The following is a 26,982-nucleotide window of genomic DNA, read 5'->3' on the forward strand; positions in this document are numbered from 1 at the left end:
CCGCTCGCCGGGGAACCACCGGGTTCGCCCGTGCCGAGCACCTGGTCGATCCGTCGCCCCCGCCCCGGGGCACCCGGGGCGGCTTGCTCGCGCCGGTGCGTAATAGGCTCAACCGCCGTACGGACGAGGCTGGTTGGGCGAGGGGTGGGGCGGGTCATGGGTGTGGCGATACGCGTGGCGGGCGAGGCGGACCGGGAGCTGGTCGTCCGGCTGCTGGACGAGGCGTTCCAGGACGACCCGGTGAGCGGCTGGGTGTTCCCGGACCCGGCGCACCGCCGCGCGACGCACCCCAGGCTGATGGCCGCGTTCACCGACGTGGTGCTCGCCGAGGGGCGCGTCGATCTTGCCGAGGACGGTTCGGCCTGCGCCCTGTGGCTGTCCGTCCCCGCCGGAGAGCACGAGGCCGGGGGCGACGGCGCGGACGAGGACGGTCCCGCCCAGCTGCGCGCCGCCGTCGACCCGGACAACGAACGGGTCGAGCTGATCGGCCGGCTGACGGCGGACGTCCACCCGGCCGGACGGGCCCACGCGTACCTGTGGATGATCGGGGTGTCCCCGGAGCGTCAGGGAGAGGGGCTCGGCAGCGCGCTGATCGGGTCGGTCCTCGACCGCTGTGACAGCGAGGGCCTGGCCGCCTACCTGGAGGCGAGCAACGACCGCAGCCGCGCGCTGTACGAACGGCTCGGCTTCGTCGTCACGGGCGACCCCCTCGATCTGCCGGACGGCCCGCGGATGTGGCCGATGTGGCGGGACCCGCGCCCCGAGTGACAGGCGCCGCCGCGGTACCGGCCTCCCGACCGCAGGACGATCCGCGCATCGGGTAGGCGCCCCGGCCCGCGTCCGGCCCGCGTCCGGCCCGTGTTCGGCCCGTGTTCGGCGTGGTCCGGCCCGTGTTCGGCGCGCGCGGCCCGCGTCCGCGCGTCTCGGACCCGGTGCGCCGCCTTCCGGCCGTGGGTCCGACGCCTCCGGGGGGGCATGCCCGACGGAGGCCGGACGTCCCGGGAGCGGCCGCTCGCGCGCACGCACCGCGGGAAGCGCCGAGCCCCCGGCCGCCCTACCCTGAAGGCTATGGGCACCGATGAGTACACATGTCCCGCTTGCGGACAACCGGTCGCCACGGTGGTGCACCGGTACAAGACGATGGGCGCCTGGGTCCCCCGATGGGGGCCGGGACCCTGCCAGAACCTGAAGTGCGAGGCCTATGCCCACGAACCCGGGCCCGGCCCCAGCCTTCCGGAGGAGCCCGCCGCCGAGAAATCCTGACGCGCCGGCCGCCGACGTGTAGAGAACCGCGGGCCGGCTCCGACGTTCCCTGTGAGAGCCGCCCGGCACGGGCGGTCCGAGCCGAGGAAACCGAAGGAGCGGACTCATGAAGTACCTCGTGATGGTGCAGGGCACGCAGGCGGACTACGAAGCGATGCGGGGCAGGGTGTCAGAGGGGTCGCCCGCCTGGAGCGAGCAGGAACTGCAGGCCATGTACGCCTACATGGGCGCGATCAGCGACGACCTCTCCGAGTCCGGGGAACTGGTCGACGCGCAGGGCCTGGTCGAACCCGCGCGGACCCGCCTGGTGACCCGGGGCCCGGACGGCAAGGCCGTGATCACCGACGGCCCGTACAGCGAGACCAAGGAGCTGATGGCCGGCTACTGGGTGGTCGACTGCGCGAGCCTGGAGCGGGTCACCGAGATCGCCGAACGCGTCACCCGCTGCCCGGGCCCCGAGGGCCTCGCCGAACGCCCCGTGGTCATCAGGGCCATCCAGGACGGTGCCGGGGACATCTGAGCGGGATGACGGGCACGACCGGGACCGAGGACCTGCTGCGCCGCCACGCGCCGCAGGTCCTCGGCGCTCTCGTGCGTCGCTACGGGCACTTCGACGCCGCCGAGGACGCCACGCAGGAGGCGCTGCTCGCGGCCGCCGCGCAGTGGCCCGCCAAGGGGGTGCCGGACAACCCGCGCGGCTGGCTCATCAAGGTCGCCTCACGTCGGCTCGTCGACGCCCTGCGCGCCGAGGAGGCACGGCGGCTGCGGGAGGAGAAGGCGGCGGCGCTGACGCCGCGGGACGCGTTCACGGCGCCGCCGCCCGGCCAGGACCGAGCCCCGTCCGAGGACGACACGCTGTCTTTGCTCTTCCTGTGCTGCCACCCCGACCTGACCCCGCCCGCGCAGGTCGCGCTGACCCTGCGTGCGGTCGGCGGCCTGACCACCGCGGAGATCGCGCGGGCGTACCTGGTGCCCGAGGCGACCATGGCGCAGCGGATCAGCCGGGCCAAGCAACGGGTGCGGGGGGTCGGCCTCGGCCGCCCCGACCACTGGGAGCAGCGTCTTCCAGCCGTCCTCCACACCCTGTACCTGATCTTCAACGAGGGTTACACGGCGACCTCCGGCTCGACGCTCCAGCGGGCCGAACTCGCCCGGGAGGCCATCCGGTTGACGCGCGCGGTCCACCGGTTGCTGCCCGCGGACGGAGAGGTGACCGGCCTGCTCGCGCTGATGCTGCTGACCGACGCGCGGCGCGCCGCGCGGACCGGGCCGCACGGGGAGCTCGTCCCCCTCGACGAGCAGGACCGCGACCGTTGGGACCCGGCGGAGATCGCGGAGGGCGTGGCCCTGGTGACCCACGCGCTGGCGCGGGGGCCTGCGGGCCCCTACCTGCTCCGGGCCGCGATCGCCGCGGTCCACGACGAGGCGACCTCGCCCCAGGAGACGGACTGGACCGAGATCCTCGGCCTCTACGACGTCCTCGTCCGGCAGGTCCCGGGCCCCGTCGAACGCCTCAACCGCACGGTCGCCGTGGCCATGGTGCACGGTCCGCGGGCCGCCCTCGCCGAACTCGACGGGCTGGAGGACACGTCGGCCGCCGGGTACCGCTTGGACGCCGTCCGCGGCCATCTTCTGGAGCGCGCGGGAGACACGGCCGGCGCCCGGGCCGCCTACGCGGCGGCGGCCGGGAAGACCCTCAGCCTTCCCGAGCGGCGCTATCTGGAGGCGCGCGCCACCCGGTTGAGGCACCGATAGCTGTCCCCGCGGTCCCGGCGGGCGCACGACGACGGCCACGGCACTTCGCCGCGTCGCCGGACCCGGATTCACGCCCCTGCACCTCCCCCTCCGCATCCCCCGCCTTCACCCGCAAAATTCGCCCGGTGCCCCCGACGCGTCCGGCGTGGAAACGGGCCGTCGCCCCGCGGCGCACCGTGGCCGAGGTCGCGCGCTGATCCACCGCGGGTCACGTGACAGCCCTTAGCGTTGGCGCCATGCCCGAACATCTGTTGCATCTGACCGAGCGTTCCCTCTGGGACGCCGCCCGTGCCTCCGGCGTCTACGAGACGTCCACCCGGGGCCGGTCCCTCCAGGAGGAGGGCTTCATCCACTGCTCGCTGCGCCACCAACTCCAGCCGGTGGCGGCCATGGTGTACGGATCGTACGAGGGGCCCGACGAACTCGTGGTCCTCGTCGTCGACGTGCGACGGCTCGACGCGCCGGTCCGGTTCGAGGCGATGGAGCCCGGTGGTGAGGAGTTCCCGCACGTCTACGGGCCGATTCCGGTGGACGCCGTCGTGGACGTGGAGGTCTGGGACCGGGGCGGGGCGGCCTCGGCGTGAGCGCGGCGGGGGGACGACGCCGGATGTGGTGGTGGGCCGTCGGGATGTGGACGGTCGCGGTCGCCGTGGGCGGTGCGCTCACCCTCTGGCTCCAGGACTCCGCGGAGCCGCCACCGCCCGCCGGCTGGTACCGCTCGGATCAGGGTGGCGGGGAGACCCCGGCGCCGCTGCTCTCCGCCGACGTCTCGGAACCGCCCTGTCCGAGCTCGACCGACGACGGCGCCCCCCTGTGCGCGTACGCGACCGTCCGTCAGGTCGGTCCGCCCACCGACCCGTGGGGCAGGCTGCCCGTCCCCGGATCGCGGCCGGTCAGGCAGTAGACGCCCCCGACGGGGTCCCGCATCACCGTCCAGCGGGCACCCCGGCCGACCGGCGTCGCCCCGAGGTCCTCGTGGTGGGCCCGGACCGCCTCGACGTCGGAACAGGCGAGGTCGAGGTGGGCGGAGGCGGGGCGGGCGGTGTCGAGGCGCTGCAGCAGGATGCGCAGCGGCAGCCCGGCGGGCGGCCTGATCACGTGGAACTCAGGGAAGGCGCCCGGCTGGGACTCCCACCCGGTGAGCCCGCTCCAGAACGCGATCTCGGCGGCGTACACCTCCGGCGCCAGGTCGATGCTCACCTGGTCCAGCCGGCTCGTCGCCCCGCCCGGACCCTCGACGACCGGCGGCCGCACGGTCTCTCCCTGCCAGGGCACCGCGCAGAACGACTGCCCGCCGGGCGACCGCAGGACGGCCCATCCGTCGTGGCCGGAGACGACCTCGGCGCCCAGCAGCCGCGCCGACTCCACCAGCGCCGGCACGTCCTCGACGGCGAGGTCGAGATGCGCGCCCCCGGCACCGTCCCCGACCTCCTGCGCCTTCAGGCACGCGTCCCCGGTGCCGGGCAGCAGCGTCAGGAACTCGCCCCGGTCACCGCGCGGTTCGGACGCGCTCGTCCCCGTGACCGCGGTCCAGAAGCCGAGGGCCGGACCGGCGTCCCGGCGGGGCCGGTCGATGAAGGCGTGGGTCCACCGGACGGTGGGAACGGTCATGGGTGATCTCCCTGCCGGACGGGTGGTGCGGACGGGCGGTGCAGGCGCGGTGCGGGCGGTACGGCTCAGACCGTCTCCTGTGCGACGAGGGCGCGCAACGAGGTTTTCATGCGGGCGACGAAGGCGTCCCGGGCCTCGGGGGAGAGGACGTCCAGGGAGAGGTAGGGGTTCAGGTCCTCCAGCTCGACGAGGAGCAGCTCACCGCCGGGGGCGCGGCAGGCGTCCACGCGCTGGATGCCGTACGTGATGTCGTTCCAGTCGACGAAGCGCCGCGCGAACTCCCGGTCCTCGTCGGTCGGTTCGTACGGCTCCAGGGCCCACCGGCGGTCCGGGTCGGGCGCGTACAGGGCGTACTGGAGGGTGTCGTCGACGAAGTAGAACGACACCTCGTAGCGGAAGTCGACGCGCGGCTGGACGAGGATGTCGCCGTACGACAGCGCGGCGAGCGCCGCGCGCGGCACGAACTCCAGGCCGATGGAGTCCGCGCCCTGCTTCGGCTTCACGACGTAGGTGTCGGTCTCCGGCAGCCGGTCGAGGTCGGTGGCGCTGTCGACGGTGGGGATGACCGGGAACCCGGCGGCGGTCAGCTCCAGCAGGTACCCCTTGCCGGCCATGTCCCCCTTGCCCGACAGCTGGTTGTAGACCCGTACGCCGTCCGCGAGCGCCCGCTCCCGGAAGGTGTCGTACGCGGCCCGGTGGTACAGGACCGGCCCGCTGTTGCGGACGACCACGGCGTCGAAGCCGGCCATCAGCGCGGCCGCGTCCAGCGGGTGGCACACGGCGATGTCGAAGTCCTCGCGCAGCCGCGAGGTCAGGACGATGTCCTCGTCGCAGTACCGTCGCCCCTTGGCCGGATAGGCCAGGTCGCTCACGAACAGGACGCGGGGGCGCGGGGACGGCACGGGTGACTCCTGGAAGGCGCTCGGACGGTTCGCCCCGCGGAAGGAGCACTGCGCCCGCGGAACACGTGGACGTAGTGTCCCTCCCGCCCGTTCACGGCCACCCGGCACCCCGTCGGTGTCCGTCCGTCGGCACTCCGGGGCGGGGCGGGGTGAGGCTCCGCGAGCCGTTCGCGGCGGCCGACCGCCCGGGGACCCGGTCAGCCGGTGCGGCGCGGCTGCGCGAAGCGCAGGAGGTTGCCCGCCGGGTCGCGGAAGGCGCAGTCCCGCAGGCCGTAGGGCTGGTCCACGGGTTCCTGGAGGACCTCGGCGCCCGAGGCGCGGACCCGCTCGAAGAGTTCGTCGCAGTCGGTGGTCGAGAAGATCACCCCGCGCAGCATCCCCTTGGCCAGCAGCTCGGCCATGGCCTGCTTGTCCGCGGGAGAGGCGTCCGGGTCGGCGGCCGGGGGCTCCAGGACGATCTCCACATCGGGCTGCAGCGGGGAGCCGACCGTGACCCACCGCATCCCCTCGAACCCGACGTCACCGCGGACCTCCAGGCCCAGCACGTCACGGTAGAAGGCGAGCGCCTTGTCGTGGTCGTCGACGGAGATGAAGCACTGGGAGAGTTTCAGATCCATGCGTCCAACCTAGTGCCGCGACAGGCGACCTCCGCCCGGCGGCCGGGGCGGGGAAGGCGGACCCCGGGCGGCCGACGGGCCGCTCTCCGCTCGGCCGGCGTCCTCACAGGCGCGTGCCCGGTTCCGCCTCCGGGTTGCGGTGGAGGGCCGGACGGGTCAGGCGGCGGGCCGGACGGGTCAGGCGGCGGGCCACACAGGACGGAATGGGAGCGCCGTGGTCGTGCGGGCGGGCCCGGTACGCGCTGGGCGTCTCGCCCACCAGCTCCGTGAAGCGGGAGCTGAACGAACCGAGCGACGTACACCCCACGGCGAAGCACACCTCGGTCACCGTCAGGTCGCCCCGCCGCAGCAGGGCCTTGGCCCGCTCGATCCGGCGGGTCATCAGGTACGTGTACGGGGTCTCGCCGAAGGCCTCTTTGAAGCTCCGCTGGAAGTGCCCGGCTGACATCAGGGCGGCGCGCGCGAGCGTGGCCATGTCCAGCGGTTCCGCGTAGTCGCGGTTCATCCGGTCGCGGGCCTGACGCAGCCGGACCAGGTCTTCGATGAGTCTGGGATTGCCCACGTCACCAGAATGGCACGCGCCACCGACAACGCGGCTCGGGTCGTTCCGGAGGGACACGGCACGCCGTCCTCCGGGAGATCACTGGCCCGGAGGACGGCGGCGGCCCTCGCGTCTCGTGAGCGCGAGGTGTCTCGGAGGCTCAGGCGGCGAGCACCTTGGCCTTGGCCTTCTCGAACTCCTCGGCCGTGATGTGGCCGTTGGTCTTGAGATCCGCGAGCTTGGCCAGCTCGTCGGCCTTGCCGGAGCTTCCCGCGGTCTCACGGATGTAGGAGTTCATGTCCTCCTGGCTGCGCTGGATGCGCCGCATCTCGCGCTCGCCCATTCCGCGGCCCCGTGCGATCAGGTACACGAAGATGCCCAGGAAGGGCAGGATGACGACGAAGACGCACCAGCCCGCCTTGCCCCAGCCGCTCAGCGCGTCGTCGCGGAAGATGTCTCCGATGACCCGGAAGAGCAGCATGAACCAGAGGATCCAGAGGAAGAACCACATCGTGGTCCAGAAGACGTTCAGCAGGGGGTAGTCCGCTGCCAGATTGAGCGTTGAGCCGTTCATGGTCGAACTCCTGTCGGTCGTGCGACATCTCCGCGAGCGTTGCCTTGGTGTCGGGCGGATCGAGCTGTCGCCGGGCGCCGGGTCACGATCTCGGGTTTCCGTCCGGGCCCGTCAGCGGGCGTGTGCGGCCGTTCAGCGGGGCCTGGCGGATCGGTGCGCAGAGCGGGTCGGTGGGGCGGACGGTGGAGCGGTGTCCACCCTTGGACAGACGTTCGAAGGCGGTGGGCGGGCAGGCCCACCCGAACGCACGGGGCGCGCCGTGACGACCTCGTCCGGCGTGACGGGCCGTGCGGTCCGAGTGATCGACGCGACCCGTGGGGAGCCCGATGGGGAGTCCGGGGCGTCGTCCGGGACCGAGGGCGACGGCGGCCGGGGCCGCGTCGGCCGTGCGGCCCGGTCGGGCACGGCGGGCCGTGCGAGACCTGTGGGCCGCGGAGCCGCGGAGGCGGTTCCGCGGTCCGTCGCGCACGGGCGGACCGGCCCGGGGCGCGGCACGCCCGGTGGGGGCCGGGTCCGCCGCTGGGTGCAGGCCATGAGGGGTGCCTCTCTGACGCGTACGTCCTGCTTCGGCTCCAGAGTGGGCCCGGCCCCGCTCCGCCGCCTCACCCCCCGCGGGTGAGCTCTCGGATCCGGCGCCGCGGCCCCCTCGCGGCCCCGGCGCACCGGCATCGCGGCCCGCCGGAGACGGGCTCACCCGTTGTCCCGGCGCTCCCGCACGCGGGCGTTCCGCAACCGGGAGAAGCGGGCGCCGAGCTCCTCGTCCACCCAGGCGAGCCGCTCGGCGAGCAGCGCGTCGCCCCGGACGCGGCCGGTGCTCCGCAGGTCCTCCAGCAGCCTGCGGAGACGGAGCAGGACCATCGGGGAGTTCCGGGCGGCCGGGATCACGTCGTCGACGGCGGTCCGCAGGAAGTCCTCCCAGCCGGGCATCGGGACGACGACGCGCAGGACGCCCGCGAGGTCGGCGACCTCACGCGGCCGACCTCGGGAGGGGGCCGGCCGGCGCAGCAGGTCCTCCGTGGCGTCCAGCGCCTGTACCGCCGTGGCCGGGTCGTTGACCGCGGGGGACAACGCCCTGAGCGCGATGTCGGCGAGCAGCCGGAAGGCGAGTCCGGAGTCCTGGTCGAAGACCCGCTCGACGCCTGTCTCCAGTCCGCGCAGAACAGCCGAGTCGGGCAGTTCACCGCCGTACACCTCGGCGACGGCGGTGCCGTCCTGCAAGGTGGCCCCCGGGGTCACCCGCAGCACCACGACCGCGTCCGCCGCCCGTGCCGCGCCCGCCAGCAGGGTCACGTCCACGCGTTGCAGCACCGCACAGGCCTTCGGCCAGTGGACCGTGGACCACGGCCCGCCCGGACCCACTGGACCCACCGGGCCAGCCGGACCCTCAGGACCCGCCGGACCCGCCGGTTCACGCGGATCCCGTATCTCGTCCGGGGCCCGTCGCACATCCGCGACCAGGTGGTCGAGGGCACGGCGTCCCCGCTCGGTGACGGAGCCGAGCACCGGGGCCAGCTGGATCGCGGCGACCGCCTGGAGCAGCAGGCTGCGCAGCAGGGCCAGCAGCAGGAGCAGCAGGACCCCCGCGCTCACCGGCACGACCACCGAGACCTTCTCGCGGTTGGCGATGGTCAGGGCGGCGGTGGCGCAGAAGACGGTCAGCCCGACGGCGAAGGCGAACGTCCGCCACACGATCGGGGCGTCCCGGAAAAGGGTGAGGCGCGGCGTGAACGTCGTGGCGGCCCACTGCACCACGAGGAACAGCACGGAGAAGATGACGGTGGCCGCGCCCAGGACCCCGAAGCCGGTCGCGAGCAGCAGCTCGCTCACCTGGCGGGAGGGGAGCACCGGTCCCCGGGTGATCTCCCCGACGACGAGGCCGAGTCCCAGCCCGACGGCGATGAAGATCAGTTGGAGGATGCCCGCGCGCAACCGCCGCCTCCGCCTGAGCGGGGCCCGGCCGGTGCGGACGGTGGCGCCGTGATCGGCGGGGCGTGCCACGGTCACGCCCGCGCGGCCGGCTCCGGGACCGGCCGTCTGGTGGCCGGTGCGCCCGGGTGGGGCGGCCTCGCGCGAGCTTTCATCGGACATCCTCCGAGCCGGTCGCGGGGCCGGCGGAACGCGGACCCGCCCCCCAAGACTCTCCGCCGGAACGGATACCCGCATCACCCGCCGAAGGTGAGTGCCCCGTCCGACGCCGCCCGCCCGCTCACCTTCTCCGGCGCCCGGGAGAACCAGGCCGGGTCGGGGAGAGGCCGGGAGGACCGGCCCGGTGGTGGGGCCGCCTAGCGGACCGTCGAGGCGGGGGCGAGGATGGTCGCGGGAGGGTCCCGAGGTGGGCGGATGTCGCCCGCACCGGGGGATGCGACACAGGCGCGCGGAGGTCGACCATGGCGGGGGATCACAGCGGACCCCGTGCCCCGGCCCCGAGGGAAGTGCTCGTATGCGCTACGAATTCCGCATCGCCGGCATCGTTTCGGACACACTCGCCTCGGCCTTCTCGGAACTCGACAGGGTTCCCACGGCGGAACAGACCCTGTTCTTCGGCCACGTGATCGACGACGCCCACCTGTACGGACTGCTCACCCGGTTCCAGGCGCTGGGCCTGCGAGTGATCGAGATGCGCCAACTGCCCGTGTGAAACAGTGCGCACCCGGCCCGTCGGGACGCCGTGTTCGGCGTCCCGCGGACCGGGTGCGGACGAGTGGACCAGGCGACCAGAAGGAATCGCAGGCCAAAAGACGTGATCGAGGATCAGGCCTTCTTGGTCTCCCAGAAGATCTTGTCGATCTGGGCGATGTAGTCCAGGGCCTTCTGGCCCGTCGCCGGGTCGGTGGACGCCTTCGCGGCCGAGAGGGCCTTCAGGGCGTCGTTGACCAGCTGGTGCAGCTCCGGGTACTTCTCGAAGTGCGGGGGCTTGAAGTAGTCGCTCCAGAGCACCGACACGTGGTGCTTGGCGAGCTCGGCGCGCTGCTCCTTGATGACGGTGGCGCGAGCCTGGAAGTGCGGGTCGTCGTTGCCGGCCATCTTGTCCTGGACGGCCTTGACCGACTCCGCCTCGATGCGGGCCTGGGCCGGGTCGTACACGCCGCAGGGCAGGTCACAGTGCGCGCTGACCTTGACCTTGGGGGCAAACAGGCGGGAAAGCATTGAGCTGTCCTTCCTCGTGATCGTCTTCTCAGGTGGGACATTACTCCGTAGGAGACGGGTTTTCGCGAGTGCCCCCATGGGCTTAGGACAAAAGTCCGGGGTGAGACTGGGACTGGTGGAGGATAGGACCGGGGAGGTGCCGGTGATGCCGGAACTGTCGCAGGAGACCGAGCGGGGGAAGGCCCTGCTGCCGTTCGGGGCGGCGGAGGTGACGGGCCCGTCCATGGTGCCCACCCTCCAGCACGGGGATCGGCTGGTGGTCCAGTGGGGCGCGCGGGTGGGGCCGGGTGACGTCGTCGTCCTGCGGCATCCCTTCCAGCAGGACCTGCTCGTCGTGAAGCGGATCGCGGAGCGCCGCGAGGGCGGCTGGTGGGTGCTCGGGGACAACACGTTCGCGGGCGGGGACAGCACCGACTACGGAACCGTTCCCGAGGAACTCGTCCTCGGGAAGGTGCGGTTCCGGTTCCGGCCGCCCAAGGGGGGTCAGCGTTCGCCGTTCGCCGTCGCCCGCTGGGTGCTAGCGGCCGCCAGGCCGGTGCTCTCCGCCCGGTCCGCCTCCAGGCGCTTGCGGGCCCGGTAGGCCGCGACGTTGGCGCGGGTCGCGCAGCGGTCCGAGCAGTAGCGCCGGGAGCGGTTGGTCGAGGTGTCGAGGTAGGCGTTGCGGCACGGGGCCGCCTCGCACAGGCCGAGGCGGTCGACGCCGTACTCGGTGAGGTGGAAGGCCAGGCCCATCGCCGCGATCGCCGCGTAGCCCGCGGTCGCGTTCGAGGGGTGGTCCGCGAGGTGCATGTGCCACAGCGGACGGTCGTCGTCGTCGCGGTGGTCGTGTCCCGAGATCTGCGGACTCACCGGGAATTCGAGGAGCAGGGAGTTCAGCAGGTCGACGGCGAGGGTCTCCTCGCCGGTGTCCGCCGCCTCGAAGACCGCGCGCAGCCGGGCCCGTACGGAACGGAAGCGGGTGACGTCCGCCTCCGCGGCGCGGCGGGCCGCGGAGGCGTTGCCCACGAACAGGTCGCGGACGGCCTCGACCGAGGTCAGCGCGTCCTTGCCCCGGGCCGGTTCCTCGGTGTTGACGAGGCGGACGGCGTAGTCCGAGTAATAGGCCAGTTCCACTTGTAGTCCTTACGGAAGCGCTCTATCGTCGCGACGGCGGTCAGGTAACGGATGATCGCGCTTACAGGGTATTACGCGGTCGAGTGGAGGAGGGCCCCGTGGACATCGGCACCGGAACCGACTGGCACGCCTGGCAGCGGAGCTGGGACCGGCAGCAGGAGCGGTACATGCCGGACCGGGAGGAGCGCTTCCGGGTGATGGTCGACATGGTCGAGGCCCTCGTCGGACCCGAGCCCCGCGTCCTCGACCTCGCCTGCGGGACCGGCACCGTCACCGCCCGGCTGCTCGCCCGCCTCCCCGGGGCCACCAGCACCGGGGTCGACCTCGACCCCGCCCTGCTGACCATCGCCGAGGGCACCTTCGCCGGCGACGACCGGGTCGCCCTCGTCACCGCCGACCTCAAGGACCCGCGGTGGCGCGAGCGGCTGCCGCGCGACACGTACGACGCGGTGCTGACCGCCACGGCCCTGCACTGGCTGCACAGCGAACCCCTCACGGTCCTCTACGGCCAGATCGCGGAACTCGTCCGCGACGGCGGTGTCTTCATGAACGCCGACCACATGATCGACGAGACGACGCCCCGGATCAACGCCGCCGACCGCGCCCAGCGGCACGCCCGCATGGACCGGGCCGGTGAGGACGGGGCCCTCGACTGGGCCCAGTGGTGGGAGGTGGCCGCCGCGGACCCCGTCCTCGCCGGGCCCACCGCCCGCCGCTTCGAGATCTACGGCGAGCACGCCGACGGCGACACCCCCTCCGCCGACTGGCACGCGCGCGTGCTGCGCGAGAAGGGCTTCGGGGAGGCCCGGGCGGTGTGGCGTTCCCCCTCGGACGCGCTGGTGCTCGCGGTCAAGTAGGCCCCGCGGTCCCCGCCGCCGACCGGGCCCCGTCCACCGGGCCGATCCGGAACCCGGCGCTGCCGAAGCGGTGGGAAGGGCGTGAGAACGGGGGCCAGGGGCGAGGGAACGAGGACGGGGCACGAGGGAGCGGGCATGAGGAAGGGGCGGTACGGGAGACCCGTACCGCCCCTTGTTCCTTCGGTTCGTCGCGCGCGTACGTGCCGACGCCCAGGTCAGAGGACCTTGGACAGGAACGACTTCGTGCGCTCGTGCTGCGGGTCCGTCAGGACGTCGCGCGGGTTGCCGGACTCGACCACCACACCGCCGTCCATGAAGACCAGGCTGTCGCCGACCTCGCGGGCGAAGCCCATCTCGTGCGTGACGACGATCATCGTCATGCCGGACTCGGCGAGGTCGCGCATGACGTCGAGGACGTCACCGACCAGCTCCGGGTCCAGGGCCGAGGTGGGCTCGTCGAAGAGCATCAGCTTCGGGTCCATGGCCAGCGCGCGGGCGATCGCCACACGCTGCTGCTGGCCGCCGGAGAGCTGCGAGGGGTAGTTCTTCGCCTTGTCGGCGAGGCCCACGCGCTCCAGGAGCTGGCCCGCGCGTTCCCGCGCCTGGGACCTGCTGACGCCCTTGACCTGGACCGGTGCCTCCATGACGTTCTCGAGCGCCGTCATGTGCGGGAACAGGTTGAAGCGCTGGAAGACCATGCCGATGTCCCGGCGCTTCAGAGCGACTTCGCTGTCCTTGAGCTCGTAGAGCTTGTCGCCCTTCTGGCGGTAGCCGACCAGTTCCCCGTCGACGTACAGACGGCCGGCGCTGACCTGCTCCAGGTGGTTGATGCACCGGAGGAAGGTGGACTTGCCGGAGCCGGAGGGGCCGATCAGGCAGAACACCTCGCCGGACTTCACCTCCAGGTCGATGCCCTTGAGGACCTCGACGGGGCCGAAGGACTTGTGGACGCCCTCGGACTTGACCATCGCCGTGGCGGAGTCCGCCTTGGTCACGTTGGCGGTCATGACGACACACCTCCCCTCGGGCTGCCCAGCGACAGAACGTGGGACTTGATCTTCTGGAACGGAGTGTCCGGGAGGCTGCGGCTGCTGCCCCGGGCGTAGTAGCGCTCGAGGTAGTACTGGCCGACGCTGAACACCGAGGTCAGCAGCAGGTACCAGGCGGCGGCGAGGAACAGCATCTCGACCGGGGCGCCCGACGTCTGGCCGATGTCCTGGGTCACGCGGAACAGCTCGGAGTACTGGATCACGGCGACCAGCGAGGTCGTCTTCAGCATGTTGATGACTTCGTTGCCCGTGGGCGGCACGATCACGCGCATCGCCTGCGGGATGACGATCCGGCGCAGGGTCTTGCTGTGGCTCATGCCCAGCGCTTGCGAGGCCTCGGTCTGGCCCTCGTCGACCGAGAGGAGACCGGCCCGGCAGATCTCGGCCATGTACGCGGCCTCGTTCAGGCCCAGGCCCAGCAGCGCCGTCAGGAGCGGCGTCATGAAGCTGGACCAGTAGTCCTTGTAGATCGGACCGAGGTTGATGTACGTGAACACCAGGCCCAGGTTGAACCAGACCACCAGCTGCACGAGGACCGGCGTACCGCGGAAGAACCAGATGTAGAACCACGCGATGGACGAGGTCACCGGGTTCTTCGACAGTCGCATCACGGCGAGCAGGATGCCGCCGCCGATGCCGATGACCATCGAGAGGAACGTCAGCAGCAGCGTCTTGAGGACGCCGTCGATGACGCGCTGGTCGAAGAAGTAGTCGGGGATCGCTCCCCAGTTGATCTGGCCCTGCGAGAACGCGTAGATCACGGAGGCCAGGAGCGCGATCGCGACGACCGCGGAGACGTACCGCCCGTAGTGCCGGACCGGGATCGCCTTGATGGCTTCCGGTCCGGCCGGGGGAGTGTCCTCCGGGCCCGCCGTCTTGTCGATGTCAACAGTCACGGGAGTTGTTGCCTTTCAGTGCCCGCTCGGTTCCGCGGTCACTTGCCGCCGTTGACCACGGCCGTCTTGACGGCGCCGGCGTCGACGCCCCACTTCGCGATGACCTTGTCGTACTCGCCGTTCTTGATGATGGCGTCCAGCGCGGCCTGGAGGGCGTCGCGGAGCTGCGTGTTGGACTTGGCGACCGCGATGCCGTACGGCGCCGCCTCGACCTGCTCGCCGACGATCTCGAAGTCCTTGCCGCCGCCCGAGGTCTTCACCGCGTACGCGGCGACCGGGAAGTCCGAGGAACCGGCGTCGGCGCCACCGCCGCGCAGGCGGGTCTGGGCCTGCTGGTCGTTGTCGTACGCCTCGATGGCGATCTTCTTGCCGCCGGCGCACTTCTTCGACTCGGACTTGGCGAGGTCCTCGGAGACCGTGCCGCGCTGCACCGCGATCTTCTTGCCGCAGAGGTCGGCCCAGGTCTTGATGTCCTGGGTCTTGCCCTTGGGGGTGTAGATGGAGACACCGGCGGTGAAGTAGTCGACGAAGTCGACACCCTCGCCGACCTTCTTGCCGGTGTCCGAGTCGATGCCCTCCTGGCGGTCCTTGGTGTCCGTCATGGCCGACATGGCCATGTCGTACCGCTTGGAGCGCAGACCCGTGAGCAGCGTGTCGAAGGTGCCGTTCTGGAAGTCGAACTTCACCCCGAGCTGCTTGCCCATCGCCGCGGCCAGGTCGGGGTCGATGCCGACGACCTTGCCGGAGCTGTCCTTGAACTCGACGGGGGCGTAGGCGATGTCCGAACCGACCTTGATGACGCCCGCGTCGCGGATCGCCTTGGGCAGCTTGTCGGCCAGCGGCGCCGAGCTCGTCTCGGACGAGCTGCTCGAGTCGTTCTTGGTCTGGTCACCGCAGCCGGTGAGGATCAGCGCGCCGGCGACCGCGATCGCACCGACCGCTGCTATCCGGGACTGAGCGGCGGTCGTACGACGGGTGGTGCGAGCGGTCATGAGGGTTCCTCCGGCGGATGAGGGAGTAGCCGATAGGTCGACGAGAACACACACCTTCGAGTGTCGCGACCTCGTGTAATGACGGCATCTTGCCATTCGGATTGCGGCATTCAGGGTGCCCGCTATGTCAAAATCGGATAACGGGTGACCCCCGAACCGCTCCGGAGGCGGACGGCGCGGCCGGATCTTGTGCGGGAATCCCTCCTTCCGGCCGGAAGATCTTCGGTTCAGCGCGAGATACGGACATCCGCAACGCCGCACTCGCTACTGAACACGGACATGTACTGATGTTTCCCTGGATCCAGGCATGAGTCACCTCAGCGACATGTGATCTTGGCGTTATGGACTCGTCCTCGACGCCGTCCGTCCGGTAAGAAGGTTCTTTACACCCCTCATCCGGGGCTCAGGGCGCGTGTGCGGCGCGCCCGTCGCGCAAGGCCCGTACGCAACCACGGCGGCAGGGCCTGTGCGGTGCCCGCCCACCCCTCAACCAGGAGTGGACACCCTCAGACAATAAAGACTTAAGGGGTAAAACAAAGTGGCAGCGGAGATCTTCAATCCTCGCAGCGACAGCACTACGGATCAGGAAGGCGGGGCCGAGCCCCTCGATTCCTTCGACCCGGCTTTCGCGCTGCACCGCGGCGGCAAGATGGCTGTGCAAGCCACGGTGCCGATCCGCGACAGGGACGACCTGTCCCTGGCGTACACGCCCGGCGTCGCGAAGGTGTGCAGCGCGATCGCCGAGCAGCCGGAACTCGTCCACGACTACACGTGGAAGTCGTCCGTGGTCGCTGTGGTGACCGACGGCACGGCCGTGCTCGGGCTGGGTGACATCGGCCCGGAGGCCTCGCTCCCCGTCATGGAGGGCAAGGCCATCCTGTTCAAGCAGTTCGGCGGGGTGGACGCGGTGCCGATCGCGCTCGCCTGCACCGGTGTCGACGAGATCGTCGAGACGGTGGTCCGGCTCGCTCCCTCCTTCGGCGGCGTCAACCTGGAGGACATCTCGGCACCGCGGTGCTTCGAGATCGAGCGGAAGCTCCAGGAGCGACTGGACATTCCCGTCTTCCACGACGACCAGCACGGGACGGCCGTCGTCACCCTCGCGGCCCTGCGGAACGCCGCCAGGCTGACCGGGCGCTCGCTCGGCGACCTGCGCGCGGTGATCTCCGGTGCGGGCGCGGCGGGGATCGCCATCGCCAAGTTCCTGCTGGAGGCGGGCCTCGGCGACGTCGCGGTCGCCGACCGCAAGGGCGTCGTGTCGCGGGACCGTGACGACCTGACGGACGTCAAGCGGGAGCTGGCGGAGATCACCAACAGGGCGGGGATCTCCGGTTCCCTGGAGACGGCGCTCGCGGGCGCCGACGTCTTCATCGGCGTCTCCGGCGGTACGGTGCCGGAGCCGGCGGTCGCCTCGATGGCGCCGGGCGCCTTCGTCTTCGCGATGGCCAACCCGACCCCCGAGGTGCACCCCGAGATCGCCCACAAGTACGCGGCCGTCGTCGCGACCGGACGGTCGGACTTCCCGAACCAGATCAACAACGTGCTCGCCTTCCCGGGGATCTTCGCCGGCGCGCTCCAGGTCCGGGCCTCCCGGATCACCGAGGGCATGAAGATCGCCGCCGCCGACGCGCTGGCCGCGGTCGTCGGTGACGACCTCGCCGCGGACTACGTCATCCCCTCGCCGTTCGACGAGCGGGTGGCTCCGGCGGTGACCGCGGCTGTGGCCGCGGCCGCCCGGGCGGAGGGTGTCGCCCGTCGGTGACGTGGCGCGGTCGCCGTGACCCCGCCGGGAGGGTTCCTCCCGGCGGGGTCTTTCGTTTCCCCCGGCCCCGCATCGTCCCGCCCCCGGGGCGCCGCCCCGGACCCCGGCTCCTCGATCGCCGGAGGGCTGGATTTTCCCGCCGGAAAGTTCCAGCGGGTCCGGTGATCGAGGACGAGGCCGTCAGGCCGAAGCGGGGCTGGGGCGGCAGCCCCCGGGAACGGGACGGGAAGGGGCGGGGAGGCGAAAGGGGGTTTGTGCTCGGGGCCACCCGGTCGGTGGGGGACGTGTCACAGGCGGAGGCGGTTCCCCCGGTCGGGGGCGGAGCCTATCGTCGAGGTCATGTTCGCTGCCTATGCCGCCCGAATCGACCGTGACCAGCCGCTGAACGGCCTGGAGTTGGGGGAGCGCCCGGCCCCCGGACAGAGGCCCGGCTGGACGACCGTGAACGTCCGGGCCGCCTCCCTCAACCACCACGACCTGTGGTCGCTGCGCGGGGTCGGCCTCGCCGAGGACAAACTGCCGATGATCCTCGGCTGCGACGCCGCCGGAATCGACGAGGACGGCAACGAGGTCGTCCTGCACTCCGTCATCGGCCAGAGCGGGCACGGGGTCGGCCCCGACGAACCCCGGTCCATCCTCACCGAGCGCTACCAGGGCACCTTCGCCGAGCAGGTCTCCGTACCGGCCTGGAACGTGCTGCCGAAGCCCAAGGAGCTCTCCTTCGAGGAGGCCGCCTGCCTGCCCACGGCCTGGCTGACGGCGTACCGCATGCTCTTCACCAACGCCGGGGTGCGGCCGGGCGACTCGGTGCTCGTGCAGGGCGCGGGCGGTGGTGTGGCCACCGCCGCGATCGTCCTCGGAAAGGCCGCCGGGCTACGGGTGTTCGCCACCAGCCGTGACGAGGCCAAGCGGAAGCGGGCGCTCGAACTCGGCGCCGTCGAGGCGCTGGAGTCCGGGGCGCGGCTGCCCCAGCGCGTGGACGCCGTGATCGAGACGGTCGGCGCCGCCACCTGGTCCCACTCCGTCAAGTCGCTGCGTCCCGGCGGCACCGTCGTCATCTCGGGTGCCACCAGCGGCGACCGCCCCTCGCACGCCGAGCTGACGCGGATCTTCTTCCTCGAACTCAAGGTGGTCGGCTCCACGATGGGGACGAAGGACGAGCTGGAGGATCTGCTGGCCTTCTGCGCGGCCACGGGTGTGCGGCCGGTCGTCGACGAGGTGCTTCCGCTCGACCGGGCCCGTGAGGGGTTCCAGCGGCTGGAGTCCGGTGACCTGTTCGGCAAGATCGTGCTGACCACGGGCTGAGGGGGGGGGCGACGCCCGATACCGATGCCCGACGCCGGGCGCGGAGGGTGGCTGACGATCGGCTGGTCGTGTCGCGGCGGGTCCGGGTTCCGGGCCCGCCGTTCCCGTGTGTCCGGGCGGGCCCGGATGTCAATTTTGGTTGACATGGCGATCCTGTCAACATAGGTTGACATCATGACCGAAGCAACGGATCTTGCCGAGCGCGCGGGTGATCGCGATCCGCGCGTCGGGCTGCGGGCGGTCTTCGCGCTGCGGAGGCTGCTGGAGCAGTTGGAGGCGGTACAGGTGCGCAGTGCGCGCAATCAGGGCTGGTCGTGGCAGGAGATCGCCGCGGAGCTCGGGGTCAGCAGGCAGGCCGTGCACAAGAAGTACGGGAGGCAGTGATGTTCGAACGCTTCACGAAGGATGCGCGAGCCGTCGTCGAGGACGCGGTGTCGCAAGCCGCGCGGGTGGGGGCCGAGACCGTCGAGGAGGAGCACCTGTTGCTGGCCCTCCTCGGCCGGGAGGGCAGCCGGGGTTCCTTCGCTCTCGCCTCGCTCGGGGCGGCGGGGTTCCGGGAGTCGCTGGAGCGGGATCTCGCCGAGGCGCGTCGCCGGGGCGGGCTGTCGCGCGCCGACATGGACGCCCTCTCCGGTCTGGGGATCGACCTGTCCGAGATCGTCTCCCGGATCGAGGAGGCGCACGGGGAAGGGGCGTTGGCGTCGGGAGGGCGGGGCGAGCAGGGCCGGCGGTCCTGGCGCACGCCCTTCGGGCAGGGGGCGAAGGACGTGCTGACGCGGTCCCTGCGGGTCGCCCTGGCCCGCCGGGACCGTCACATCGGTGACGAGCACCTGCTGCTGGCGATCACCCTGCGGGGCGGGGTCGCCGGTGAGGTACTGGCCGATCACGGTGTCACCCACCGGTCGGTGACGCGCGTGCTGTACGGGGAGGACGGAGTGGCGAAGGCCGGCTGAGCGGGTCCGTCGACCGGCGGCCGTGACGATCGGCGGCCGTGACAGCCGCCGGCGGTGACGGCCGGAGCGGTGTCGACCGGCGGCCGTGACGACCGGTGACTGTGACGGCTGGCGGAAGTCGGGAAGGCCTGCCGGGCGCCCCGGGGGCGGGGTGCCCGGAGGGTTACGGTCGCTTGCTCCGCAGGGTCGATCCGATGTGGGCCGCCGCCGCCGACAAGTGGCTTCGGATGTCCCGGAGTTGATCCTCGGAGATTCCGTGGTCCCGGGACGCGTCCCGGATGTCGTCGCGGAAGCGGTCCAGTATGCGGTCCAGATCGCGGCCGGGGTTGCCGGTGGAGTCCTCGTGGGCCCAGGCGGGTTCGTACTCGGCGGGGAAGTCCTCCGGGGTGGCCGTGTACTCCGGGGCCGTGGCTGCTCCGGAGGGCGTCCGGCCGAACCCGAACTCCTTGCCGAAGTCCTTCCCCAGGTCCTTGCCGAAGTTCTTCCCGAAGTCGCCGAACTCCTTGGCCAGTTCGGTCAGCCCCTCACGGACGCCCGTCGGCCAGTCGCCTCGTGCGAAGTGGTCCTGGACCTGGTCCTGGACGTGCCGGGCCATCCGCTGCATCTCTTCCTGGGCCTGGGCACGGGCCCGCTCCTGGGCCTCCTTGGCCTGGCGGCGGGCGCGCTGGGCCTCGTCACGGGCGCGGCGGCTCTCGTCCTTGGCGCGGCGGGCCTGCTCCTTCCACTCCTGCCGGACGCGCCGCATCTCCTCCTTCGCGGCCCGCCACGACTCCTTGTCCTGGAAGTCCTCCGTGCCGGGGAACCCGCCCGGCGGGGTGTCGTGCCGCTCGGCCCCCGTGCCGCCCTTGGGGCCGCGCCGGGCCTCCGTGGCGGCCGCCCGCATCTCGCGGCGCAGGTCACCCGCCGCGCCCCGTACGTCCGCGCGGATCTCCGCCGCGAGCTCCGCGACCGACTCGCGGATCTCCAGCTCCAGGTCGGCCAGTTCGCCGCTGCGGTCCGCCAGTTCGGCGCGGCCCGCGTCGGTGATCGCGTACACCTTGCGGCCGCCCTCGGAGGTGTGCGTGACCAGCCCCTCGGCCTCCAGCTTCGCCAGCCGGGGGTAGACGGTGCCCGCCGAGGGTGCGTACAGGCCCTGGAAACGCTCCTCCAGGAGGCGGATCACCTCGTAGCCGTGGCGCGGCGCCTCGTCCAGCAGCTTGAGGAGGTACAGGCGCAGTCGGCCGTGGGCGAAGACGGGAGCCATGTCAGAGCACCTTCTTGTCGGTCGCGGCGCCGCCCGGCCGGCCTTCGGCGTCACCGTCACCAGCAGTGTCGCTCACCGTGTCCTCGGCGATGTCGTCCGCGGTGTCGCTCGTGGTGCCGTGCGGGGTGTGGCCCGGGGTGGTGTCGGTGAGGCTGGGCGAGGGGGTCGTGTCCCCGGGCTTCGGGGCCTCCTCGTACGGCTCGTCCTCCGTGGGGGGCCGGCGCAGCAGGGCGATGGAGCCCGAGACGGTCACCGCCTTCAGCCTGCCGTTGCCCGCGCCGAGGCGGCCCGTGATCTTCTTGGCGCCCCACTGGCCGGCGACCCGCAGGTCCTCGAAGGCGCTGGAGACCGAGCCGCTCGCCGTGTTGGCCTCGACCTCGGCGTCCGCCGGGTGGGGAAGCCGGATGGCGATCTCGCCCGAGATGTTCGACAGCTGGACGTCGGTGGGCGCGCCCGTGGCGTCGAGGTCCACGATCATCGAGCCGCTCACCGACTCGGCCCGCACCGAGGAGCCGGAACCCTCGACGACGGTCAGGTCGCCCGAGACGGAGTTGAAGCGGAGGTCGCCGGTGACCGCCTGGGCCTCCAGATTCCCGGAGACGGTCTCCACGCGCACGGGTCCGGCGACGCGGACGAGGGTCGTGTCACCGGTGACGCCCTTCACCTCGACCCGGCCGTCCACTCCGGACACCACGGCGGCGGCGCCGACCACGCCCACCTCGACGCGCGTGCCGGTCGGGACCGCCAGTGAGACGACCGCCGTGCGGCGCCAGCCCTTGCGGTCGAGCCACTTGAGGAAGCCCTTCCAGGGAAGGTCCTCGTAGGCCACCGTGAGGGCGCCGCCCTCCTGGGTCACCTGGAGCGGGGGGCCGTCGAGTTCGGACACTTCCAGCCTGGCGGAACCCTCGTCGGTCCCCACGACGTTCACTGTTCCGTTGACGACGCGCACCCGCAGGGTCGTCACGGGGTCGTCGAAGGAGAGCTTCTTCGGCTCTGCCACGGACCACTCGGACATGGTGCAGACCTCCTCGACCGGGCCGGACCCGCTCACGAGTCCGAACTCGACGCGCCATATCGCGTCTTCCGCCATTCACGATATATCGCGGGTACGGAAAGTCAAGACACCCGTTCTGGGGATCATGGGTGCGTCATGCTGGGCAAATCACCCTAAAGTGGGGCCATGTCGACTGACCCCGGCGACTCCCGGGACGACCTTCCGTCCCGGGCTCCCGGCGCCCTGCTGCTGTGCCGGGCCCGTCCCGATTCGGTCGGTGCCGCCGCCCGGTTGCTGCGCGAGCCGATGCTGCTCGCGGGGGCGGGGCCGGAGTGGAGCGTGCTGGTTCCCGAGGGCAGGCCCTGGCGGGACGGCGCGGAACCCGTCGACCGGGTGCTCACCGGCTGGGCCACCGCGCTCGCCGTCGGAGCCCCCTGGCCCGTCCTCGCCCTGTGGTGGGACACCGACCGCAGCGGCTTCACGCTGGCCTCGGGTTTCCGCCGCACCGTGGGCTACGAATGGCTGGCGAACGGCACCCCGGTCGGCGAGGACGAGGCGATGCGCACCTTCGCCGCCCGCCTCGGGCTCGACCCGGTGCTCGACATGCAGTCCCTGGAACCGCTGACGCACTCCGATCCGGCGGCGGACGCCCCCGCGCGCGTGCGGGGCCTGATCGCCGTCCTCACCCGCGCGGGGCTGGCACTGCCCGCCGGACTCGAGCCGGGACGCTCCGTCGACCTGCTCCGTGACGCCGTCCGGACCCGGCCCGACGCCGAACAGATCGAGTGGACCGGCTGGCGGGCCGCCGTCGGCGCCGAACTCGACGTCGTGGAGAGCGGCGGTCTCGGGCCCTGGCTGCGCGGCCCGAGGGCACGCACCCTCGCCGTGGTCCAGCTGGCCGTCGGCCTCCCGCTCACCGCCTGGGGAGTGAGACACCGCAGCGGCGGCTGGATCACGGCCGGAGCGGTCCTGACACTCCGCGGAGCCCTCGGTCTGGCGTACGACAGGCTGCGCGCCTTCGACTGAGGCGGACGTCGGCTCCTCGGGGCCACGCCTCCCGCGGCACCGCGGAGGGGACCCGTCGCTCCTCCGGAGAGGGCGTCTGTGTGCCTACTCCTCGTCCTCGTCCTCGTCGTCCAGCCGGGCCAGCCAGGTAGCCAGCCGCTCCACCGGCACCTCGAAGTCCGGGTTGAGGTCGACGAACGTACGCAGCTGCTCGGCGAGCCACTCGAAGGTGACCTCTTCCTCGCCGCGCCGCTTCTCAAGTTCCTCGATGCCGCGGTCGGTGAAGTACATGGATGGTGCTCCGTCGGTGAAAGGGAAGCCGGTGAAAGGGGAGGGGAACGCTGAAAAAAGGATAGGCGGGGTCGCAGGGCTCCCGGAGAGCCCCTCGCGTGACCGGCCGGGCGTGATCGGCGGGCGGGACCGGTCCGACGACCGAGGGACCGGGGCGCACGACACGTCGGCCCGTAGGCCGCGCCGGCCCCGGCTCCACGCCGTACGCGGAAGGGCCCGGCCCGGATTCAGGTGAACCCGGGCCGGGCCCTCGTACCGCCGTGCCGGAGGACTACGCCTCGAACACCTCACGCACCAGCTGCTCCTGCTCCGCCTGGTGCCGCTTCGCGGAACCGACGGCGGGGGAGGAGGAGTGCGGACGCGAGATGCGGCGCAGGCGCTCGGCGCCCGGAACGTCCGCTCCGACCGCGAGGTCGAGGTGGTCGATCAGGTTGAGCGCGATGAACGGCCAGGCACCCTGGTTCGCCGGCTCCTCCTGGGCCCACAGGTACTTCTCGGCGTTCGGGTACTTGGCGATCTCCGCCTGGAGCTCGGCACCCGGCAGCGGGTACAGGCGCTCGATACGGATGATCGCCGTGTCCGTGGAGCCGCGCTTCTTCCGCTCGGCCTCCAGGTCGTAGTACAGCTTGCCGGCGCAGAACACGACCCTGCGGACGGCGGCCGCGTCGACCGTGTCGTCGCCGATGACCGGGCGGAACTGACCCGTGGTGAACTCCTCCGCCTTCGACGCGGCGGCCTTGAGGCGCAGCATCGACTTCGGGGTGAAGACCACCAGCGGCTTGTGGTGCGGGTTGTGCACCTGCCACCGCAGGAGGTGGAAGTAGTTCGACGGGGACGTCGGCTGGGCGACCGTCATGTTGTTCTGGGCGCACAGCTGGAGGAACCGCTCGATGCGGGCCGAGGAGTGGTCCGGTCCCTGGCCCTCGTAGCCGTGCGGGAGCAGCAGGGTGACGCCGGACGTCTGGCCCCACTTCTGCTCGGCGGCCGAGATGTACTCGTCGACGACCGTCTGGGCGCCGTTGACGAAGTCGCCGAACTGCGCCTCCCACATCACCAGCGCGTCCGGACGGGCCAGCGAGTAGCCGTACTCGAAGCCCATGACCGCGTACTCGGAGAGCAGCGAGTCGTAGACGTTCAGACGGGCCTGCTCGTCCGAGAGGTACTGGAGCGGGGTGTAGTCCTCGCCCGTGACCCGGTCGATCAGCACCGCGTGACGCTGACCGAAGGTGCCGCGGCGCGAGTCCTGGCCGGACAGCCGGACCGGCGTGCCCTCCAGGAGCAGCGAACCGATGGCGAGGGTCTCGCCCATGCCCCAGTCGATCGTCCCGTCCTCGATCATCGACGCACGGCGCTGGAGCTGCGGGAGCAGCCGCGGGTGCACGGTGACGTTGTCGGGGATGTTGACCTGGGACTCGGCGATCCGCTTCACGATCTCCTGGGAGACCGCGGTGGGCACGGCGACCGGGAACTCGGCCTGGACGTCCGGGACGTGAGCCTCGGGCGCCTGCGCGACGGCCTCGCGGACCTCGGTGAAGACCTTCTCGAGCTGCCCCTGGAAGTCCTGGAGCGCCTGCTCGGCCTCTTCGAGGGTGATGTCGCCGCGACCGATGAGGGACTCGGTGTAGAGCTTGCGCACCGAGCGCTTCTTGTCGATCAGGTCGTACATCAGCGGCTGCGTGAACGCCGGGTTGTCCGACTCGTTGTGACCGCGGCGGCGGTAGCAGATGAGGTCGATCACGACGTCCTTGTTGAACGCCTGACGGAACTCGAAGGCCAGCCGGGCCACGCGGACGACGGCCTCGGGGTCGTCGCCGTTCACGTGGAAGATCGGCGCCTCGATCATGCGGGCCACGTCGGTGGCGTACATGGAGGAGCGCGACGACTCCGGGGCGGCGGTGAAGCCGACCTGGTTGTTGATGACGATGTGGACCGTGCCGCCCGTGCGGTAACCGCGCAGCTGCGACATGTTGAGCGTCTCGGCGACCACACCCTGGCCCGCGAAGGCCGCGTCACCGTGCAGGGCGACGGGCAGGACCGTGAAGTCCGTGCCGCCCTTGTTGATGATGTCCTGGCGGGCGCGGACGATGCCCTCGATGACCGGGTCGACCGTCTCCAGGTGGGACGGGTTGGCGGCCAGCGAGACCTTGATCTGCTCGCCGTCCAGGCCGGTGAAGGTGCCGTGGGCGCCCAGGTGGTACTTCACGTCGCCGGAGCCGTGCATCGACTTCGGGTCGAGGTTGCCCTCGAACTCGCGGAAGATCTGCGCGTACGACTTGCCGACGATGTTCGCGAGGACGTTCAGCCGGCCGCGGTGGGCCATGCCGATGACGACCTCGTCCAGGCGGGACTCCGCGGCGCTGTCGATGACGGCGTCCAGGAGCGGGATGACGGACTCGCCGCCCTCCAGGGAGAAGCGCTTCTGGCCGACGTACTTCGTCTGCAGGAAGGTCTCGAAGGCCTCCGCGGCGTTCAGCCGGCGCAGGATGCGCAGCTGCTCCTCGCGCTCCGGCTTGCTGTGCGGGCGCTCGATGCGGTCCTGGATCCACTTGCGCTGCTTCGGGTCCTGGATGTGCATGAACTCGACGCCGGTGGTGCGGCAGTACGAGTCGCGCAGGACACCGAGGATGTCGCGCAGCCGCATCAGGGACTTGCCCGCGAAACCGCCGACCGCGAACTCGCGCTCCAGGTCCCACAGGGTGAGCCCGTGCTCGGTGATGTCGAGGTCGGGGTGCTTGCGCTGCTTGTACTCCAGCGGGTCGGTGTCGGCCATGACGTGGCCGCGGACCCGGTAGGAGTGGATCAGCTCGAAGACGCGGGCGGCCTTCGTGACGTCGTCGTCGTGCGAGGCGTCGATGTCCTTGAGCCAGCGGACCGGCTCGTAGGGGATGCGCAGCGACTCGAAGATCTCGTCGTAGAAGCCGTTCTCGCCGAGCAGGGAGTTCGCGACGACGCGCAGGAACTCGCCCGAGGCCGCGCCCTGGATGACCCGGTGGTCGTAGGTCGACGTGAGCGTCATGACCTTCGCGATGCCGAGCTTGTTCAGGGTGTCCTGGGAGGTGCCCTGGAACTCCGCCGGGTAGTCCATCGAGCCGACGCCCATGATGACCGACTGTCCGGGCATCAGACGCGGGACCGAGTGGACGGTGCCGAGGCCGCCGGGGTTGGTCAGGGAGACCGTGACACCGGTGAAGTCGTCCATCGTCAGCTTGCCGTCACGGGCACGGCGGACGATGTCCTCGTAGGCCTGCCAGAACTCGAAGAAGTTCAGCGTCTCGGCCTTCTTGATGCCCGCGACGACCAGCTGGCGGTCACCGTTGGGCTTCACCAGGTCGATGGCGAGGCCGAAGTTGATGTGCGCGGGCTTGACGAGGGTGGGCTTCCCGTCCTTCTCCACGAAGTGCCAGTTCATCGACGGCATGGCCTTGATGGCCTGCACCATCGCGTAGCCGATGAGGTGGGTGAAGGAGATCTTCCCGCCCCGGGCGCGCTTCAGGTGGTTGTTGATGACGATGCGGTTGTCGAAGAGCAGCTTCACCGGGACCGCGCGCACGGACGTGGCCGTGGGCAGCTCCAGCGAGGCGTTCATGTTCTTCGCGACGGCACCGGCGGGACCGCGCAGGGTGACGTACTCGGGGCCCTCGGGCGCTCCGCCGGCCGGCTCGGCCTTCGGCTGCGCGACGGCCGGAGCGGCCTTCACGGGAGCCGGGGCGGCCGCGGCGGGCTTCGGAGCCGCGGGAGCGGCGACCGGAGCGGGCGCGGGCGCGGCCTGGGGAGGAGCCTGGCGTGCCGCGGGCGGCACGGAGGCGGCCGGCGCGGCAGGCGCGGACGTGGTGGTCCCTGCGGCCCCCGCGGCCGCAGTACCCGCCGGAGCCGAGGCGGCGGGCGCCCCGGGCTTGTAATCGGCGAAGAAGTCCCACCAGGCTCGGTCTACCGAATTCGGGTCCTGGAGGTACTGCTGATAGATCTCGTCGACGAGCCACTCGTTGGCACCGAAGGCGGCAGCAGGGTTCTTCCCGGCTTGGTCCTCGGTCGAGACGCTCGATGAGTTACTGGGGGACTGTGGCGACACGGCGGTAACCGCCCTCTTCCGCTTCACAAGGTGATGGACAGCG

Annotated in this window: 27 protein-coding genes; 12 read left to right on the plus strand and 15 right to left on the minus strand. The window is 71.5% G+C overall.

The window, feature by feature from the left end:
* Positions 1–156 precede the first annotated feature (156 nt).
* From ACFYW7_RS23055 to ACFYW7_RS23070, 4 genes are all read left to right on the plus strand, one after another.
* Positions 157–768 carry a GNAT family N-acetyltransferase gene (locus ACFYW7_RS23055; RefSeq protein WP_389505234.1) on the plus strand — a complete coding sequence of 204 codons (612 nt, stop codon included), beginning with the start codon at positions 157–159 and terminating at the stop codon, positions 766–768.
* Between the two features lie 601 nt (positions 769–1,369).
* On the plus strand, positions 1,370–1,783 hold the full coding sequence (locus ACFYW7_RS23060) for a YciI family protein (RefSeq protein WP_389505236.1): 414 nt from the start codon (positions 1,370–1,372) through the stop codon (positions 1,781–1,783).
* Positions 1,784–1,788: 5 nt separating this feature from the next.
* On the plus strand, positions 1,789–3,018 hold the full coding sequence (locus ACFYW7_RS23065; protein ID WP_389505238.1) for an RNA polymerase sigma factor: 1,230 nt from the start codon (positions 1,789–1,791) through the stop codon (positions 3,016–3,018).
* Positions 3,019–3,254: 236 nt separating this feature from the next.
* Positions 3,255–3,602, plus strand: a complete 348-nt coding sequence (locus ACFYW7_RS23070) for a DUF952 domain-containing protein (RefSeq protein ID WP_389505240.1) — start codon at positions 3,255–3,257, stop codon at positions 3,600–3,602.
* Between the two features lie 250 nt (positions 3,603–3,852).
* Here the strand turns inward: ACFYW7_RS23070 and ACFYW7_RS23075 are convergent, their stop codons facing one another.
* The 6 genes from ACFYW7_RS23075 to ACFYW7_RS23100 all read right to left on the minus strand — a co-directional run bounded on the left by ACFYW7_RS23075 (position 3,853) and on the right by ACFYW7_RS23100 (position 9,351).
* Positions 3,853–4,629 carry a VOC family protein gene (locus ACFYW7_RS23075; RefSeq protein WP_389505242.1) on the minus strand — a complete coding sequence of 259 codons (777 nt, stop codon included), beginning with the start codon at positions 4,627–4,629 and terminating at the stop codon, positions 3,853–3,855.
* 65 nt (positions 4,630–4,694) lie between these two features.
* Complete coding sequence (locus tag ACFYW7_RS23080; RefSeq protein ID WP_389505244.1) at positions 4,695–5,531, minus strand: hypothetical protein; 837 nt, start codon at positions 5,529–5,531, stop codon at positions 4,695–4,697.
* Between the two features lie 197 nt (positions 5,532–5,728).
* Positions 5,729–6,148, minus strand: a complete 420-nt coding sequence (locus tag ACFYW7_RS23085; RefSeq protein WP_389505246.1) for a VOC family protein — start codon at positions 6,146–6,148, stop codon at positions 5,729–5,731.
* Positions 6,149–6,251: 103 nt separating this feature from the next.
* Positions 6,252–6,653, minus strand: a complete 402-nt coding sequence (locus ACFYW7_RS23090) for a helix-turn-helix transcriptional regulator (RefSeq protein WP_389505582.1) — start codon at positions 6,651–6,653, stop codon at positions 6,252–6,254.
* Between the two features lie 196 nt (positions 6,654–6,849).
* The gene (locus ACFYW7_RS23095) at positions 6,850–7,263 is read right to left on the minus strand and encodes an SHOCT domain-containing protein (RefSeq protein WP_389505249.1); all 414 of its coding nucleotides are present in this window, start codon (positions 7,261–7,263) and stop codon (positions 6,850–6,852) included.
* A 690-nt stretch (positions 7,264–7,953) separates the two neighbouring features.
* Positions 7,954–9,351, minus strand: a complete 1,398-nt coding sequence (locus ACFYW7_RS23100) for a DUF2254 family protein (protein WP_389505251.1) — start codon at positions 9,349–9,351, stop codon at positions 7,954–7,956.
* Between the two features lie 352 nt (positions 9,352–9,703).
* On the opposite strand from ACFYW7_RS23100, the gene ACFYW7_RS23105 reads away from it, so the two are divergent.
* Positions 9,704–9,901: a hypothetical protein gene (locus ACFYW7_RS23105; protein ID WP_389505253.1), complete on the plus strand. Its 198-nt coding sequence runs from the start codon at positions 9,704–9,706 to the stop codon at positions 9,899–9,901.
* Positions 9,902–10,014: 113 nt separating this feature from the next.
* Here the strand turns inward: ACFYW7_RS23105 and sodN are convergent, their stop codons facing one another.
* On the minus strand, positions 10,015–10,410 hold the full coding sequence (gene sodN, locus ACFYW7_RS23110) for a superoxide dismutase, Ni (RefSeq protein ID WP_261707948.1): 396 nt from the start codon (positions 10,408–10,410) through the stop codon (positions 10,015–10,017).
* A 145-nt stretch (positions 10,411–10,555) separates the two neighbouring features.
* On the opposite strand from sodN, the gene sodX reads away from it, so the two are divergent.
* Positions 10,556–10,990 carry a nickel-type superoxide dismutase maturation protease gene (gene sodX, locus ACFYW7_RS23115; RefSeq protein WP_389505255.1) on the plus strand — a complete coding sequence of 145 codons (435 nt, stop codon included), beginning with the start codon at positions 10,556–10,558 and terminating at the stop codon, positions 10,988–10,990.
* Here the strand turns inward: sodX and ACFYW7_RS23120 are convergent.
* The gene (locus ACFYW7_RS23120) at positions 10,894–11,523 is read right to left on the minus strand and encodes a CGNR zinc finger domain-containing protein (RefSeq protein WP_389505257.1); all 630 of its coding nucleotides are present in this window, start codon (positions 11,521–11,523) and stop codon (positions 10,894–10,896) included. The genes sodX and ACFYW7_RS23120 overlap by 97 nt on opposite strands.
* Positions 11,524–11,621: 98 nt before the next feature.
* Here ACFYW7_RS23120 and ACFYW7_RS23125 point away from each other — a divergent pair, with 98 nt between their 5' ends.
* A complete protein-coding gene (locus ACFYW7_RS23125; RefSeq protein ID WP_389505259.1) occupies positions 11,622–12,380 on the plus strand; it encodes a class I SAM-dependent methyltransferase in 759 nt (252 codons plus the stop codon).
* A 215-nt stretch (positions 12,381–12,595) separates the two neighbouring features.
* On the opposite strand, the gene ACFYW7_RS23130 is transcribed toward ACFYW7_RS23125, so the two are convergent.
* From ACFYW7_RS23130 to ACFYW7_RS23140, 3 genes are read right to left on the minus strand one after another with little or no spacing between them, the layout of a single operon-like run.
* A complete protein-coding gene (locus tag ACFYW7_RS23130) occupies positions 12,596–13,387 on the minus strand; it encodes an amino acid ABC transporter ATP-binding protein (RefSeq protein WP_389505261.1) in 792 nt (263 codons plus the stop codon).
* Complete coding sequence (locus ACFYW7_RS23135) at positions 13,384–14,325, minus strand: amino acid ABC transporter permease (RefSeq protein ID WP_389505263.1); 942 nt, start codon at positions 14,323–14,325, stop codon at positions 13,384–13,386. Before ACFYW7_RS23135 ends, ACFYW7_RS23130 begins: the two co-directional genes overlap by 4 nt.
* Positions 14,326–14,363: 38 nt before the next feature.
* Positions 14,364–15,317, minus strand: coding sequence for an ABC transporter substrate-binding protein (locus ACFYW7_RS23140; RefSeq protein ID WP_389505265.1), 954 nt, complete (start codon positions 15,315–15,317; stop codon positions 14,364–14,366).
* Between the two features lie 538 nt (positions 15,318–15,855).
* On the opposite strand from ACFYW7_RS23140, the gene ACFYW7_RS23145 reads away from it, so the two are divergent.
* The 4 genes from ACFYW7_RS23145 (at position 15,856) to ACFYW7_RS23160 (ending at position 19,337) form a co-directional block, all read left to right on the plus strand.
* Positions 15,856–17,079 (plus strand): NADP-dependent malic enzyme, encoded by a 1,224-nt coding sequence (locus tag ACFYW7_RS23145; RefSeq protein ID WP_389505267.1) that lies wholly within the window; start codon positions 15,856–15,858, stop codon positions 17,077–17,079.
* 339 nt (positions 17,080–17,418) lie between these two features.
* Positions 17,419–18,384, plus strand: a complete 966-nt coding sequence (locus ACFYW7_RS23150; protein ID WP_389505269.1) for a zinc-binding dehydrogenase — start codon at positions 17,419–17,421, stop codon at positions 18,382–18,384.
* 174 nt (positions 18,385–18,558) lie between these two features.
* Complete coding sequence (locus ACFYW7_RS23155) at positions 18,559–18,768, plus strand: helix-turn-helix domain-containing protein (RefSeq protein ID WP_389505271.1); 210 nt, start codon at positions 18,559–18,561, stop codon at positions 18,766–18,768.
* On the plus strand, positions 18,768–19,337 hold the full coding sequence (locus ACFYW7_RS23160) for a Clp protease N-terminal domain-containing protein (RefSeq protein ID WP_389505274.1): 570 nt from the start codon (positions 18,768–18,770) through the stop codon (positions 19,335–19,337). Before ACFYW7_RS23155 ends, ACFYW7_RS23160 begins: the two co-directional genes overlap by 1 nt.
* A gap of 163 nt (positions 19,338–19,500) precedes the next feature.
* On the opposite strand, the gene ACFYW7_RS23165 is transcribed toward ACFYW7_RS23160, so the two are convergent.
* Both ACFYW7_RS23165 and ACFYW7_RS23170 read right to left on the minus strand, forming a co-directional pair.
* A complete protein-coding gene (locus ACFYW7_RS23165; protein WP_389505276.1) occupies positions 19,501–20,580 on the minus strand; it encodes a helix-turn-helix transcriptional regulator in 1,080 nt (359 codons plus the stop codon).
* A 1-nt stretch (position 20,581) separates the two neighbouring features.
* On the minus strand, positions 20,582–21,595 hold the full coding sequence (locus ACFYW7_RS23170) for a DUF4097 domain-containing protein (RefSeq protein ID WP_389505584.1): 1,014 nt from the start codon (positions 21,593–21,595) through the stop codon (positions 20,582–20,584).
* A 165-nt stretch (positions 21,596–21,760) separates the two neighbouring features.
* Here ACFYW7_RS23170 and ACFYW7_RS23175 point away from each other — a divergent pair, with 165 nt between their 5' ends.
* On the plus strand, positions 21,761–22,600 hold the full coding sequence (locus ACFYW7_RS23175) for a hypothetical protein (protein ID WP_389505278.1): 840 nt from the start codon (positions 21,761–21,763) through the stop codon (positions 22,598–22,600).
* Positions 22,601–22,684: 84 nt separating this feature from the next.
* On the opposite strand, the gene ACFYW7_RS23180 is transcribed toward ACFYW7_RS23175, so the two are convergent.
* Together ACFYW7_RS23180 and ACFYW7_RS23185 are read right to left on the minus strand one after the other, a co-directional pair.
* Positions 22,685–22,870 carry a DUF6104 family protein gene (locus tag ACFYW7_RS23180; protein ID WP_030190019.1) on the minus strand — a complete coding sequence of 62 codons (186 nt, stop codon included), beginning with the start codon at positions 22,868–22,870 and terminating at the stop codon, positions 22,685–22,687.
* Positions 22,871–23,141: 271 nt separating this feature from the next.
* Positions 23,142–26,939, minus strand: coding sequence for a multifunctional oxoglutarate decarboxylase/oxoglutarate dehydrogenase thiamine pyrophosphate-binding subunit/dihydrolipoyllysine-residue succinyltransferase subunit (locus ACFYW7_RS23185; RefSeq protein ID WP_389505280.1), 3,798 nt, complete (start codon positions 26,937–26,939; stop codon positions 23,142–23,144).
* Positions 26,940–26,982: the final 43 nt, after the last annotated feature.

This window comes from Streptomyces sp. NPDC002580 (assembly GCF_042889485.1).
Taxonomy (GTDB): domain Bacteria; phylum Actinomycetota; class Actinomycetes; order Streptomycetales; family Streptomycetaceae; genus Streptomyces.

Excerpts from the sequence above, each read along its gene's own strand:
- ACFYW7_RS23055 (WP_389505234.1), top strand. The coding sequence starts at position 157 with ATGGGTGTGGCGATACGCGTGGCGGGCGAGGCGGACCGGGAGCTGGTC.
- ACFYW7_RS23060 (WP_389505236.1), top strand. The coding sequence starts at position 1,370 with ATGAAGTACCTCGTGATGGTGCAGGGCACGCAGGCGGACTACGAAGCG.
- ACFYW7_RS23065 (WP_389505238.1), top strand. The coding sequence starts at position 1,789 with ATGACGGGCACGACCGGGACCGAGGACCTGCTGCGCCGCCACGCGCCG.
- ACFYW7_RS23070 (WP_389505240.1), top strand. The coding sequence starts at position 3,255 with ATGCCCGAACATCTGTTGCATCTGACCGAGCGTTCCCTCTGGGACGCC.
- ACFYW7_RS23075 (WP_389505242.1), bottom strand. The coding sequence starts at position 4,629 with ATGACCGTTCCCACCGTCCGGTGGACCCACGCCTTCATCGACCGGCCC.
- ACFYW7_RS23085 (WP_389505246.1), bottom strand. The coding sequence starts at position 6,148 with ATGGATCTGAAACTCTCCCAGTGCTTCATCTCCGTCGACGACCACGAC.
- ACFYW7_RS23090 (WP_389505582.1), bottom strand. The coding sequence starts at position 6,653 with ATGAACCGCGACTACGCGGAACCGCTGGACATGGCCACGCTCGCGCGC.
- ACFYW7_RS23095 (WP_389505249.1), bottom strand. The coding sequence starts at position 7,263 with ATGAACGGCTCAACGCTCAATCTGGCAGCGGACTACCCCCTGCTGAAC.
- ACFYW7_RS23100 (WP_389505251.1), bottom strand. The coding sequence starts at position 9,351 with ATGTCCGATGAAAGCTCGCGCGAGGCCGCCCCACCCGGGCGCACCGGC.
- ACFYW7_RS23105 (WP_389505253.1), top strand. The coding sequence starts at position 9,704 with ATGCGCTACGAATTCCGCATCGCCGGCATCGTTTCGGACACACTCGCC.
- sodN (WP_261707948.1), bottom strand. The coding sequence starts at position 10,410 with ATGCTTTCCCGCCTGTTTGCCCCCAAGGTCAAGGTCAGCGCGCACTGT.
- sodX (WP_389505255.1), top strand. The coding sequence starts at position 10,556 with ATGCCGGAACTGTCGCAGGAGACCGAGCGGGGGAAGGCCCTGCTGCCG.
- ACFYW7_RS23130 (WP_389505261.1), bottom strand. The coding sequence starts at position 13,387 with ATGACCGCCAACGTGACCAAGGCGGACTCCGCCACGGCGATGGTCAAG.
- ACFYW7_RS23140 (WP_389505265.1), bottom strand. The coding sequence starts at position 15,317 with ATGACCGCTCGCACCACCCGTCGTACGACCGCCGCTCAGTCCCGGATA.
- ACFYW7_RS23150 (WP_389505269.1), top strand. The coding sequence starts at position 17,419 with ATGTTCGCTGCCTATGCCGCCCGAATCGACCGTGACCAGCCGCTGAAC.
- ACFYW7_RS23155 (WP_389505271.1), top strand. The coding sequence starts at position 18,559 with ATGACCGAAGCAACGGATCTTGCCGAGCGCGCGGGTGATCGCGATCCG.
- ACFYW7_RS23160 (WP_389505274.1), top strand. The coding sequence starts at position 18,768 with ATGTTCGAACGCTTCACGAAGGATGCGCGAGCCGTCGTCGAGGACGCG.
- ACFYW7_RS23165 (WP_389505276.1), bottom strand. The coding sequence starts at position 20,580 with ATGGCTCCCGTCTTCGCCCACGGCCGACTGCGCCTGTACCTCCTCAAG.
- ACFYW7_RS23170 (WP_389505584.1), bottom strand. The coding sequence starts at position 21,595 with ATGTCCGAGTGGTCCGTGGCAGAGCCGAAGAAGCTCTCCTTCGACGAC.
- ACFYW7_RS23175 (WP_389505278.1), top strand. The coding sequence starts at position 21,761 with ATGTCGACTGACCCCGGCGACTCCCGGGACGACCTTCCGTCCCGGGCT.
- ACFYW7_RS23180 (WP_030190019.1), bottom strand. The coding sequence starts at position 22,870 with ATGTACTTCACCGACCGCGGCATCGAGGAACTTGAGAAGCGGCGCGGC.